This window comes from Actinotalea sp. JY-7876 (assembly GCF_014042015.1).
In the GTDB taxonomy this organism is placed as follows: Bacteria; Actinomycetota; Actinomycetes; order Actinomycetales; family Cellulomonadaceae; genus Actinotalea.
This window is the reverse complement of sequence record NZ_CP059493.1, coordinates 1691613-1704453: the sequence shown is the minus strand read 5'-3', so window position 1 is coordinate 1704453 and position 12841 is coordinate 1691613. Positions and strand designations below refer to the sequence as shown.

The 12841-nt window shown below is 76.3% G+C and carries 11 protein-coding genes; 10 read left to right on the top strand and 1 reads right to left on the bottom strand.

From position 1 onward, the window contains the following. Positions 1-121 precede the first annotated feature (121 nt). The 10 genes from H2O74_RS07975 to H2O74_RS07930 all read left to right on the top strand — a co-directional run bounded on the left by H2O74_RS07975 (position 122) and on the right by H2O74_RS07930 (position 11561). Entirely contained in the window at positions 122-1525 is a 1404-nt protein-coding gene (locus H2O74_RS07975) for a D-alanyl-D-alanine carboxypeptidase family protein (RefSeq protein WP_182113890.1), read from the top strand. 25 nt (positions 1526-1550) lie between these two features. Next, positions 1551-3257, top strand: coding sequence for a DUF885 domain-containing protein (locus H2O74_RS07970; protein ID WP_182113889.1), 1707 nt, complete (start codon positions 1551-1553; stop codon positions 3255-3257). A 113-nt stretch (positions 3258-3370) separates the two neighbouring features. After that, complete coding sequence (locus H2O74_RS07965) at positions 3371-3787, top strand: ChaB family protein (protein WP_182113888.1); 417 nt, start codon at positions 3371-3373, stop codon at positions 3785-3787. A gap of 48 nt (positions 3788-3835) precedes the next feature. Beyond that, positions 3836-4852, top strand: coding sequence for a magnesium and cobalt transport protein CorA (locus H2O74_RS07960; RefSeq protein ID WP_182113887.1), 1017 nt, complete (start codon positions 3836-3838; stop codon positions 4850-4852). A 311-nt stretch (positions 4853-5163) separates the two neighbouring features. Then, on the top strand, positions 5164-6717 hold the full coding sequence (locus H2O74_RS07955; RefSeq protein WP_182113886.1) for a D-alanyl-D-alanine carboxypeptidase family protein: 1554 nt from the start codon (positions 5164-5166) through the stop codon (positions 6715-6717). 61 nt (positions 6718-6778) lie between these two features. Then, positions 6779-7069, top strand: coding sequence for a hypothetical protein (locus H2O74_RS07950; protein WP_255491858.1), 291 nt, complete (start codon positions 6779-6781; stop codon positions 7067-7069). Between the two features lie 99 nt (positions 7070-7168). Continuing rightward, positions 7169-8440 (top strand): glycoside hydrolase family 3 N-terminal domain-containing protein, encoded by a 1272-nt coding sequence (locus H2O74_RS07945; protein ID WP_182113885.1) that lies wholly within the window; start codon positions 7169-7171, stop codon positions 8438-8440. 40 nt (positions 8441-8480) lie between these two features. Further along, entirely contained in the window at positions 8481-9956 is a 1476-nt protein-coding gene (locus tag H2O74_RS07940; protein WP_182113884.1) for an amino acid permease, read from the top strand. Further along, positions 9953-10708 (top strand): histidine phosphatase family protein, encoded by a 756-nt coding sequence (locus tag H2O74_RS07935; protein ID WP_182113883.1) that lies wholly within the window; start codon positions 9953-9955, stop codon positions 10706-10708. Before H2O74_RS07940 ends, H2O74_RS07935 begins: the two co-directional genes overlap by 4 nt. Then, a complete protein-coding gene (locus tag H2O74_RS07930) occupies positions 10695-11561 on the top strand; it encodes an NAD(P)H-hydrate dehydratase (RefSeq protein ID WP_182113882.1) in 867 nt (288 codons plus the stop codon). The genes H2O74_RS07935 and H2O74_RS07930 overlap by 14 nt, the downstream gene beginning before the upstream one ends. Here the strand turns inward: H2O74_RS07930 and dinB are convergent. Continuing rightward, positions 11542-12825 carry a DNA polymerase IV gene (gene dinB / locus H2O74_RS07925; RefSeq protein WP_255491857.1) on the bottom strand — a complete coding sequence of 428 codons (1284 nt, stop codon included), beginning with the start codon at positions 12823-12825 and terminating at the stop codon, positions 11542-11544. The genes H2O74_RS07930 and dinB overlap by 20 nt on opposite strands. Positions 12826-12841 lie beyond the last annotated feature (16 nt).

The following is a 12841-nucleotide window of genomic DNA, read 5'->3' as shown; positions in this document are numbered from 1 at the left end:
TGGGACGACACGCCGGCCGGGCTTCAGTCCGGCCGCCGGCGCGCCGAGACAGGTCGTACTAGCGACCGCGGACGCCCCCACGTCCCCGGTCGTCGACGGCCACCGAAGGACGACGCCCCGGATGCAGCTCGACCAGCCCCCCCTGACTCGTCGCGAGCTCAGGGCGCGCGAGCAGGCGGCGGCCGGGCGGCACCGCGCGCGCCGCAGGTCGGCCGTGCCCGGCAGCCCGTGGCCGGCACTCCGCGCCGCGCTCCGCGGCCCGGCCGCCGCGCTCGCGCCGGACGCCTGGGCGGGCACGCTGCGCGGGGTCGTCGCGCGTCCGGGCGCCGTCATGCTCCTCTCCGCGGCGTTCCTGGCGGGGGCGGTGACCCAGGTCAACGTCGAGCAGACCGCGCGGGACGACCGCCAGGCCGCGGCGGTCGCGGCGCAGGAGGCGGCCGAGCAGGCCGCTGCCGAGCACCTACGGCGCGTCGGCGCCGCCGAGTCCGCACGCCTGACCGAGCAGGCCGTGGCGTACGCGGCGCGGGAGCGCGACGACGCCCTGGCGCAGGCGCAGGCGGCCCTCGCCGCGGCGGGCGCCGTCGTCGTCGTGGCCACGCCGGTCGTCGCACCGGAGGAGGTCGGCCCGCTCGACGCGGCGGCGGCGCAGCTCGCCGAGCTCGTCGCGGCGGCGCCCTCGGCGTCCCAGGTCATCGCCCCGCCGCCGAGGACCGACAGCATGCTGCGCACCGACACGGAGCCGGCCGCCGCACCCGCACCGGAGGCCGCACCGGAGGCCGCACCGGAGGCCGCCGGAACCAGCGGCACGGCAGCCGACCGCGCCGCGGCCGCGACGGCCACGCTCGTGGCGGCGGAGCGCGCGACGGACGACGGCGCACGCAGCAGCACGACTCCACGGGGCGCGACGCCGTCGGTGGTCACCAGCGCCGCGCAGGCCCTCGACCTGACCGTCACGGCCCAGGTCCGGGCCGCCGCGGTGGAGCTCGTGGCACTGGCGGAGAGCCTCCGGGTCACGGCGGAGTCCACGATCGCCGCGAACGCAGCCGCCGAGGCCGCCGCCCAGGCGCAGGCGCAGGCGCAGGCCGAGCTCGCGCGGCGCGTCGACGCGGTGCGCGACGCGCCCAACGGCGCGATCCCCGCCAGCGCGCTCTGCGGCGTCGACTTCGCCCCGCGGGTCCAGCTGCGGTGCGACGCGGCCGCGGCGCTCGAGCAGCTCAACGTGGCGTTCCGCGCCCACTTCGGGCGCGACCTGGGGGTGTCCTCGTCCTACCGCGACCTCGCCTCGCAGGCGGCGGTGAGGCAGGCCCGCGGCAGCCTCGCGGCGGCGGCCGGCACGTCCAACCACGGGCTCGGCCTGGCCGTGGACCTCGAGGGGTTCGGGTCGCTGGGGCAGTTCGACCGCCCGACGTACCGGTGGATGCGCGAGAACGCGGGCGCCTACGGCTGGCACCACCCCTCGTACATGCAGCCCGGCGGCGCCGGGCCGGCCGAACCGTGGCACTGGGAGTACGACACGGAGGACTGAGCCGACCTCGGTTACCGTGCGAGGCATGACAGCACCCGCGCCGCAGCCCACCGACGCCCGCGAGCCCGACGGGACGCCGACGGCCCGCGAGGTCGCCGACCGGTGGGTCGACACGCTCGTCGAGCTCGACCCCTCGGTGAGCACGGCCCTGGGGGTCCGGCCCCACGAGCACCGCATGCCCGACCTGTCCCCCGCCGGGCTCGAGGAGCGGGCGGACGCCGCCCGCTCGGCCCTCGCGGACCTGGCGCGCGCCCGGGTCACCGACGAGGACGACCGCCGGTGCGCGACCCTGCTCGCCGAGCGCCTGGGCTCCCAGCTCGCGCTCCACGAGGCCGGCGAGGACCTGGTCAGCCTGCGGCCGATCGCCTCGCCCGTGCACCAGCTCCAGTCCCTGTTCCTCATGATGCCGACGCAGGACGAGGAGGACTGGCGCACCGTCGGCCGCCGGCTCGACGCCGTGCCCGAGTGCGCGCGCAGCTACCGGGCGCAGCTCGCGGCGGGCCTGACGTCCGGCCGCACGAGCGCGCCGCGCCAGGCGGAGGCCGTGGTCGGCCAGCTGGGCGCGTGGCTCACCGGGCGCGGGTGGCACGCCGGGTTCGTCGAGGCCGCGCCCGAGTCGCTGCGGCCCGAGCTCGACGCGGCCGCGGCCCGGGCCGGGGACGGGGTGGCGGAGCTGCGCGACTGGATCGCGCAGACCTACCTGCCCGGATGCGCCGGAACCCCGGACGGCGTCGGACGAGAGCGCTACCTGCTCGGGGCCAGGGCCGCGACCGGCGCGCAGGTCGACCCGGAGGAGGCCTACGCGTGGGGCTGGGAGGAGCTGGCGCGCATCGAGGCCGAGATGGCCGCCGAGGCCGACCGGGTGCTGCCGGGCGCGACGCCGGCGCAGGCCCTGGCCCACCTCGACGTCCACGGCGAGGCCGTCGAGGGCGTGGACGAGGTGCGCGCGTGGCTCCAGGCGATGATGGACCGCGCCATCGCCGAGCTCGACGGCACGGTGGTCGACGTCGCCGAGCCCGTGCGGCGGGTCGAGGCGATGATCGCGCCGCCGGGCGCGGCCGCGGCGCCGTACTACACCCGCCCCTCGCTCGACTTCAGCCGGCCGGGCCGCACCTGGCTGCCGACGCTCGGCCGCACCCGCTTCCCCACGTGGGACCTCATCAGCACCTGGTACCACGAGGGCGTGCCGGGCCATCACCTCCAGCTCGGCCAGTGGGCGTACCGTGCCGCGGAGCTCTCGCGCTACCAGGTCAGCCTCGGCTCGGTCTCGGCCACGACGGAGGGCTGGGCGCTGTACGCCGAGCGGCTCATGGACGAGCTCGGCTACCTGACGGACCCGGGCGCGCGCCTGGGCTACCTCGACGGTCAGCGCATGCGGGCCGTCCGCGTGGTGATCGACATCGGCATGCACCTGTCCCTCCCGGTCCCGGCCGCCGTCGCGTCCGCACCCGGCGAGCGGTGGACCGCCGAGCTCGGCGAGGAGTTCTTCGCGGCCCGCAGCGGCTCGCCCCGCGCCTTCGTGCACAGCGAGATCGTCCGGTACCTCGGGTGGCCCGGCCAGGCCATCAGCTACAAGCTCGGCGAGCGGGCATGGCTCGCCGGCCGCGAGGCCGCCCGCGCCCGCCACGCGGCGAGCGGCGCGGACTTCGACCTGCGGGCGTGGCACACCGCCGCGCTCGGGCTCGGGTCGCTCGGCCTGGACGACCTCGCGCGGGAGCTCGCCGCGCTCTGAGGCCGCGCCCGGACCGCGCCGGGTGACCGCGTGCGCCGGCGGGCCTGCGGTGGCGCGGGCCTGCCGACCGGCTCATCGTGGAGCCACGGCCGTCACCACCAGGGAGGACTGAGATGCCCAAGACGACGCGACGCGGCACGGCCAAGCAGGAGGAGCTGCCGTCGACCCTGCAGCGGTCGGACGCCAAGGCGCAGCGCACCTTCGCCAAGGCCCACGACTCGGCGGCGGACGAGTACGGCGAGGGCGAGCGCGCCCACCGCGTCGCGTACTCCGCGCTCAAGCACACCCACGAGAAGGTCGGCGACCACTGGGAGCCCAAGGACGAGAACGGGCCGTCGGACCGCAAGGCCGCCGGGGGGCGCGGCACCCGCGCCGAGACGTCCGGCGGCGTGGACGCCAACGCCTCGAAGCGCCACCTGTACGACGTCGCGAAGCGGCTGGAGGTCGCAGGACGATCGAGCATGACCAAGGACGAGCTGGTCGACGCCATCGGCAAGGAGAACGCGCGCCGCACGCGCAGCGCCCGCTAGGTTCCCGGGTGGCCCCGGCGACGTCGTGGCACGAGGACAGGAGCGGGCATGGGCATCGTCGACAACGCGATCTACGTCGACGGCAAGCGGCACTCGGAGCCGATGGGTCTCGAGGAGACGTACGAGGCCATACGCGCCACGGGCGGGATGGCCTGGATCGGGATGTACCGGCCGCACGAGTCCGAGCTGGCCTCGGTGGCCCGGGAGTTCGACATCCACCCGCTCGCGGTCGAGGACACGGTCAAGGCGCACCAGCGCCCCAAGCTCGAGCGCTACGGCGACGTCCTGTTCGCGGTGCTCCGGCCCGCGCGGTACCTCGACGCGGACGAGAGCGTCGAGTTCGGCGAGCTGCACGTGTTCCTCGGCCCCGGCGTGGTCGTGACGGTGCGCCACGCCGAGTCCCCCGACCTCGCCGAGGTGCGCCGCCGGATGGAGGCCGCGCCGGAGCTGCTGCGACTCGGGCCCGAGGCCGTGCTCTACGCCATCCTCGACGAGGTCGTCGACGAGTACGGGCCCGTGGTCGCGGGGCTCGAGAACGACATCGACGAGATCGAGGACCAGCTCTTCGCGGGCGACCGGGCCGTCTCGCGCCGCATCTACGAGCTGCTCCGCGAGGTGATGGCGTTCCAGCGCGCCACGCACCCGCTCCTCGGGATGCTGGCCGCGCTCGAGGCGGGCGCGGACGAGTACCACGTCGACGAGGAGCTCCGCCGCCACCTGCGCGACGTCCAGGACCACGTCGTGCGGGTCGTCGAGCGGGCGGACGGCTTCCGCGCGCTGCTGCAGAACGCGCTGTCGGTCAACGCGACGGTCGTCACCGAGCGGCAGAACGAGGAGGTCCGCGCGATGACCGAGGCGAGCCTCGCGCAGAACGAGGAGGTCAAGAAGATCTCCGCGTGGGCCGCCATCCTCTTCGCGCCCACGCTCGTGGGGACGGTCTACGGCATGAACTTCGAGCACATGCCCGAGCTGACCTGGCCCTGGGCGTACCCGGCCGCCCTCGGGCTCATGGTCCTGGGGTCCGTCGTCCTGCACGCCTACTTCCGGTCCCGGCGCTGGCTGTGAGGTACTCAGCCCCGCTCCCTGGCGGCGTGAGCCCCGGCGGGGCGGCCGTGATGGAACCGTGACCAACGCGCGGAACGGTTCACCGGGGGGCCTGCCCAACCCCTGACGCGATCGGTGTGCGGGTCATGTGAAGGGCGCTCCCTCGATTCGTCCGACGGGCCTCCGGCGTGTGCCAATGGACAGCAGACCTCGAACCCCGTCGCGCGAAGCCCCCAGGCGAGCCCGGCAGCGCCCCCGGACCCGCCCGCGCCGTCCGCCCCTCGACGATCAAGGATCCCCCCGCTTTGCAGCACGAGCCCCAGCAGTCGGCCATGCCGTCCGCGTCCGCGAACCCTGGGCACCCCACCGCACCGACCGGCCCCACGCGCCGCTCGCTCCGCCTCGCGGCGGCACGCGTCGCCGCCGCCGCGGTCGACGACGCAGCCGCTGCCGCCGCGCGTCCGGCCACCGCCGCGCCGGCACCCGCACCCGCGACGGCACCGCTGGCCGCGACGGCGACCACCCGCCGCATGCTCCGAGCGGCTGCGACGGCTGGCGCCACGACCGGCACGACGCCCGCCTCGACGGTCGGCACGACGACGACCCTCCCCCGCCCGACGCCGTCGGCCGCCCGGGACCACGCCGTCGCGGGCGACGCACCGCGGCCGGAGGCGCAGCGCACCCGCCGCGAGCTGCGGGCCGCGGTGACGTGCCCGCCGCCGTTCGCGCTGATCGACGGCCCTGCCGCCGCCTCGCCGGCCCCCAGGTCGCGCTCCGTGCGCGCCGCCAAGGGCGCGACCGCGCTCGCCCTGTCCGCCGCCCTGGCGGTCAGCGGGTTCGCGCTCCAGGAGGGCGTCGGCGCCACCCCGCCTCACGTGGCCACCGAGGCGGTCGGTGCCCGGCAGCAGCACGTCGCCCGCGTCGCGAACGCGGAGACGGCGCGGCTCACCGCCCAGGCCGAGGCGTGGGCGGCCGGCCAGCGGACGCAGGCCCTGCAGGTCGCCGCGGCGGCCATCGAGCAGGCCGACGCCGTCGCCGCGACGGCCGCGCCCGTCGTGGACCCCGGCGCCGTCGCGCCGCTGGACCAGGCGGTCGCCAGCCTCGAGGCCATGATCGGCTCTGCCGAGCCGGCCCCGGGCACCACCCAGGCCGCCGAGACCGAGCTGCGCGACACGCTCCTCGAGCGCACGAGCCGCGCCTCCGGCGGCCGGGGTGCCGTGCCCACCGACGGCGACGCCGAGGCGCCGGCCGAGGCCACGCCGGCGCCGCAGGCACCCGTCGCCCCGGTCTCGGACCTGGCGGCCACCCAGGAGATGGTCCAGGTCGCGGAGCAGGTCACGGCCCTCGCCGCACAGGTGCAGGCGGCGACCGAGGCACGCATCGCGGAGAACGCCGCCCGCGCGGCCGCCGAGGCGGCCGCCGCGGAGATGGCCCGCAAGGTCGCCATCGCCGAGGCCGCACCGAACGGCGAGATCCCGGCCGAGGCGCTGTGCGCCCCGGCGTTCGCGGCCGACGAGCTCCTGCGCTGCGACGCGGCCGAGGCGCTGGAGCGCCTCAACGAGGCCTACCGCGCCGAGCACGGCCACGACCTGTCGGTCGTCAGCTCCTACCGCAGCTACGGCATGCAGGTCGCCACGCGGCGCTCCCGCGGCGGCCTGGCCGCCACCCCCGGCACCTCCAACCACGGCCGCGCCGTCGCCGTCGACTTCGGGAACTTCGGTCGGCTGGGCAGCTTCAGCCACCCCGACTACCTCTGGATGAAGGAGCACGGGCCCGCGTTCGGCTGGCACCACCCGTCGATCATGGAACCCGGCGGCGGCGGCCCCCAGGAGCCGTGGCACTGGGAGTACGGCACCGACGCCGGGTGGGACAGCCCGAACCGCTGACGCGGCGTCCTGCCCACGGGGTATCCTCGAACACACGTTCGAGCAGCAGGAGGATCCCGTGGTGGGTGGGGACGGGCGCGTGGTCGCCAACCGGGACCAGCCCGCCGACGTGCCGGTGCGGCCGATGGGCGAGGTCCCCGTCATCGTGCGGGTGCAGTGGGCGGACGGGACCGAGGAGTGGCGCCCGGCCCGCGCCAACCGGTGGACCACGTCGCACGTCTTCGTCTGCTGGCGGGACAACCCGTCGGACGCCACCACGGAGCGCTACGAGTGGCTGCGCGCCGGTGACGTGATGCGCTCCGTCAGCTGGCTGGTGCCGCCCCACCGCACCCCGCTGCCCGGCCGGCGCTGAGGCCCGGAAGCGGCCGCTGCGGGGGAACCCGCACGTCGGGGCCACCGCCCCCGCCCCCGCCCGCTCGCGCGCCGGGCGGTCGGCCCGCACGATGGGCCCGTGCGGGACAACCACGCCGTGGCGGGTGTCGGTCGACGGCAGCGCGCCGTCGTCGGCGTGGTCGTCGCGACCGCGCTGCTCGGCGGCTGCGCGACGGTCGGCGACGTCTTCCCGCACGCTGCCGACGCGGTGCCGCGGATGGACGCCCTCGTGGCCACCGGGACCGACGTGGCGCCCCCGGCTGCGCCCGAGCCCGCGGAGCCCGCCTGCGTGCCGGCACCGCTCGAGCAGCGCGCCGCCGCCGTGCTCGTCGTGGGGCTCCCCGGTGTGACGGCGCCCGACGACGCGTTGGCGCAGCAGGTCGTCGATCTCGGCGTCGGCGGCGTCTTCCTCTCGGAGTCCAACGTCCGCTCCGCCGCGCAGGTCGCCACGCTCTCGGCGGGGCTGCGCGAGCGCGCCGCCCGGCCGCTGCTCGTCTCGACCGACGAGGAGTCGGGGCGGGTCGCCGTGACCCGCGCCATCGTGGGCGCGGGCCCCTCGCCGCGCCGGCTCGCGGCGATGTCGACCGCCGAGGTCCAGGCGTACGCCGCGGGGCTCGGCGCGCGCCTCGCCGAGGTCGGCGTCGACCTGGACCTCGCCCCGCTGCTCGACCTCGACGACGGCGCCGCCGGCGGCGTCATCGGGGACCGCTCCTTCAGCGCCGACCCGGCGACCGCCTCGCGGTACGGCCTCGCGTTCGCGGCCGGGCTCCAGGACGCGGGCGTCACGCCGACCGTCAAGCACTTCCCGGGGCAGGGCCGCGCGACCGACGACACCCACGCCGGGAGCGCCGTCGTGACGACGCCCCTGGCCGAGCTGCGGACCACGGACCTGCTGCCGTTCCAGGACGCCGTCGACGCCGGGGTGCCGGTGGTCATGCTCAACCACGTGCAGTACGAGGCCCTGGACCCCGCCCTGCCCGCCTCGCTGAGCCCCGCGGCGTACGCGCTGCTGCGCGAGATGGGCTTCGAGGGCGTCGCGATGACGGACAGCATCGGCATGGGCGCCGTGAACGTGCGGTGGGACTTCCCGGTCGCGGCGGTGCTCGCGGTCGGTGCGGGCGCCGACGCCGTCCTGGCGACCGACGGCAACCAGGCCGTCCGGATGCGTGACGCCCTCGTCGCCGCCGTGCACGCGGGCGAGCTGCCCGAGGGGCGCCTCTCCGAGGCGGCGGCACGGGTCACGGCACTGGCCGGGGGCGACGCGCGCGCGATGTCATGCCTCGATCCCGGGGTGCCGGGAAGGGGCGGACCAGGAGAGACTGGCCGAGCAGCCGTCAGCGTGCCCCGCTAGGGTCCCGCAGAGCGACGCGCACCATCACGACGGAGGACCCATGGCCAGGCGGGTGAAGTCGGTCGAGCAGTCGATCCGCGAGACGGACGAGCCGGCCCACCGGCTCAAGCGCGACCTCAGCGCGTGGGACCTGGTGGTGTTCGGGGTCGGCGTCATCGTCGGCACGGGCATCTTCGTGCTCACGGGCACCCAGGCCGCCACGAACGCTGGCCCCGCGGTGGTCCTCTCGTTCCTCCTCGCGGGGCTCACCTGCGGGCTCGCGGCGCTGTGCTACGCCGAGCTCGCCTCGTCCGTGCCCGTCGCGGGCAGCGCGTACACGTTCTCCTACGCGACCCTCGGCGAGGTCGCGGCGTGGATCATCGGGTGGGACCTGCTGCTCGAGCTCATGCTGGGCGGCGCGGTCGTGGCGCGCGGCTGGTCGGCGTACCTCGCGCAGCTCTTCGGCCTGCCCACCTGGCTCGCCGGTGACGCCGCCCGCCCGGACTTCGCGGCGATGGCCATCGTCATCCTGCTGGGCTTCCTCCTCATCCGCGGGTCCAAGCTCTCCAGCCGGTTCACCGCCGTGCTCGTCGTGGTGAAGATCGCCGTCGTGCTCCTGGTGATCGTGCTCGGCGCCATGTACATCAACACGGCGAACTGGAGCCCCTTCGTCCCGCCCGCCGAGCCGGCTCCGGCCGCCGAGGGCGGCGGCCTCATGCACCAGCCGATCATCCAGGCGTTCCTCGGCCTGGAGCCGACGATGTTCGGGGCGTTCGGCGTCGTCGCCGCCGCGTCCGTCGTCTTCTTCGCCTACATCGGGTTCGACATCGTGGCCACCACGGCCGAGGAGACGCGCAACCCGCAGCGGGACATGCCGCGCGGCATCCTGGGGTCGCTCGCCATCTGCACGGTCCTCTACATGGCCGTCGCCGCCGTCATCACCGGGATGGTGCCGTACGGGGAGCTCAACACCGCGGCGCCGCTGGCCGAGGCCTTCTCGAGCCTCGGCCTCACGTGGGCGGCGCGGCTCATCGCGCTCGGCGCCGTGGCCGGGATCACGAGCGTGATCCTCGTGCTGATGCTCGGCCAGTCCCGCGTGCTCTTCGCGATGGCTCGCGACCACCTGCTGCCCCCGGGTCTGGCACGCGTCCACCCGAAGTTCGGCACGCCGTGGCTCATCACCGTCGTGGTCACGGCGTGCGTCGCCGGGCTCGCCGGCTTCGTCCCGCTCGAGACGCTCTCCGAGCTCGTGAGCATCGGCACGCTCTTCGCGTTCGCCGTGGTCTGCATCGGCGTCCTCGTGCTGCGCCGGACGCGTCCCGACCTGCCGCGCTCGTTCCGCACGCCCGGCGTGCCCCTCGTCCCGATCCTCGGTGTGGTGGCGTGCCTGTGGCTCATGATCAACCTGCCGCTGGACACGTGGATCCGCTTCCTCGTCTGGATGGTGATCGGCCTCGTGGTGTACATGGCCTACGGCCGGCGGCGCAGCCGCCTGGCGACCGGCGCGACGACCGGCGCGACGCAGGGCGAGGCATGAGCCCGAGCACGCTCCTGCTGGTCCGCCACGGCCAGAGCCTGGGCAACGTGGCGGCCGACGCCGCCCACTCCTCCGGTGCCGAGGTCGTGCCCGTCCCCGCGCGCGACCCGGACGTCGAGCTCTCGGCGCTGGGCGAGGCGCAGGCCCGCGCGCTGGGCGCATGGCTGGCTGCGCAGCCGGTCGCGGAGCGTCCCGCGACCGTGTGGGCGTCGCCGTACGTCCGCGCCCACCGGACCGCCGAGATCGCCCTGCGCTCGGCCGGTCTGGACCTGCGTGTCCGCCTGGACGAGCGCCTGCGGGACCGCGAGCTCGGGGTGCTGGACACGCTGACCGGCCGCGGCGTCGACGCCCAGCAGCCGTTCGAGGCCCAGCGCCGGCGCTGGCTCGGGAAGTTCTACTACCGACCGCCGGGCGGGGAGTCCTGGGCCGACATCGCGCTGCGGCTGCGCGCCTTCCTCACGGACCTCGACGTGCTGCGTGCGGCGGGCGCGGTGGGCGAGGGCCCCGTGATGGTCGTGTGCCACGACGCGCCCATCATGGTGCTGCGCTACCTGTGCGAGGAGCTGACCGAGTCGGAGATCCTCGCCGTCGGGCGGGAGCGCTCGCTGCGCAACACGTCGGTCACGCGCCTCGTGCGCGACGGGGGCCCGGGCACCGTCTGGACGATGCGCGACTTCGACGCGGCGGACCACCTGGCCGAGCTCGACGTGCCGGCGACCGCGCCTCCGGGGACCACTGATGGCGCGCTCTGAGCCGATCACGCCGGCCACCCTGCGCGCGTGGCCGCTCCCCCGGGACGCCGGGTCCAAGGACGAGCGCGGCTCCGTGCTCGTCGTGGGCGGCGCGCGGGAGACGCCGGGTGCGGCGATGCTCGCCGGCATCGCGGCGCTGCGCGTCGGTGCGGGCCGGTTGACGTTCGCCGTCGCGGAGTCGGTGGCGACGGCCGTCGCCGTCGCCGTGCCCGAGTCCGGCGCGGTGGGGCTGCCGGAGACCGCGGGTGGCCTGCTCGACGGGGCCGGGACGGACCGCCTGGCCCCGAACCTCGAGCGCGCACGGGTCCTCGTGGTCGGGCCCGGCCTGGCGGGGGCCGACGAGACCCTGGCCCTCCTCGAGACACTCCTGCCGCTGGTGGGCAGCGACACCCAGGTGGTGCTCGACGCCTTCGCCCTCGGGGTCCTGCCGTCGGTGGACGACGCCCTCGTGGCCCGCCTCGCGGGCCGCCTCCTCCTGACGCCCAACGGCGACGAGGGCGCGCGCCTGCTCGACGGCGACGAGGACGACCCCGTCGCCATGGCCCCCCGCATCGCGCGGCGGTACGGCGCCGTGGTCACGTGCCGCGGCGCCGTCGCGGACCCGGACGGCGCCCTCCACGAGGCCTCGACCGGCAACGGCGGCCTCGCGACGTCCGGCAGCGGCGACGTCCTGGTGGGCGCGGTCGCCGGGGTCCTCGCCCGCGGCGCGACGCCGCTCCAGGCGGCGTGCTGGGGCACCCACCTGCACGGCGCCTCGGGCGGCCGGCTCGCGGCGCGCGTCGCCCAGCGCGGCTACCTGGCCCGCGAGCTGCTGGAGGAGCTCCCCTCGGTCCTCACCGAGCTCGAGGCCTGACCACGCCGTCGTCCTGCAGGTCGTGCTCGGCGAGCTCGCGGAACTCGTCGGGGACGCCGTTCGACCTGGTCAGGGCCGGGAGGTAGCCGACCGCCCCGGCGCCGAACCGCTGCCGGATCGCGTCCATCGAGCCGTCGACGGCGTGCCGCGCCGCACCCGTCGGGGATCCCGCGCGCCAGGGGTCGCTGGGCCCGAGCTCGAGCTCCAGCTGGATCGCGCGCTGCTCGGCGAGGTGGGAGACCTGGACGCCGAGCAGCGAGATCTCCGGCTCGTCGGGCGTCTCCTCGATCGCGGCCCACGCCAGCCGCTCGGCGACCTCGGTGAGCGTCAGCGTGCTGGCCACGGCCACGTCGAGGGTCCGCGAGCGCGTGACCGAGCGCATCCCCGCGAAGCGGACCCGCACGGTCACGGTCCGGCCCGCCTGGTGCGTGGCCCGGAGCCGGCGCGAGACCCGGTCGGCCAGGTGGGCCAGCACCTCCCGCACGAGGTGCCGCTCGGGCCGGCGCCGCCCGAGCGCGGACTGGGCACCGACCGACCGGGCGCGCCGGGACGTCACGACGGGTCGCGGGTCGTCGTCGTGCGCCATGGCGTGGAGCTTGCGCCCGACGCCGCGGCCGAGCAGGTACTCCACGAGGTCCGTCGGCATCCGCGCCAGCTCGCCGATGGTGCGGATCCCGGCGTCGGCCAAGCGGCGCGAGGTCACGGGCCCCACGCCCCAGACGAGGTCCACGGACAGCGGCGCGAGGAACTGCTGCTCCGTGCCGGGCGTGACCACCACGAGCCCGTCCGGCTTGGCGACCTGGGAGGCGATCTTCGCGAGGTGCTTGGTCCGCGCGACGCCGACGGAGATCGGCAGGCCGACGTCGCCGCGGACGCGACGACGCACCATCCCGGCGATCGTCTCGGGCGTCCCGAACAGGTGCGTCGCCCCCGAGACGTCGAGGAACGCCTCGTCGATCGAGATCCGCTCCACCTCCGGCGTTACGTCCTCGAGCACCGCCATCACCCGGTCGGCGATCCGCTGGTACTCCCCGAAGGTGCCGCGCACGAAGACGAGCGAGGGGCACAGCCGCGCGGCGCGCCACCCCGCCATCCCGCCCTGGACCCCGTAGGCCTTCGCCTCGTACGACGCCGCCAGCACGACGCCGCCCGTCGGCCCGCCGCCGACCGCCACGGGGCGTCCGCGCAGGTCCGGGTCCAGCAGCTGCTCGACCGACGCGTAGAACGCGTCCAGGTCGGCGTGCAGGATCGTCGCGGCGGTCACGCGATCAGCGTACTCG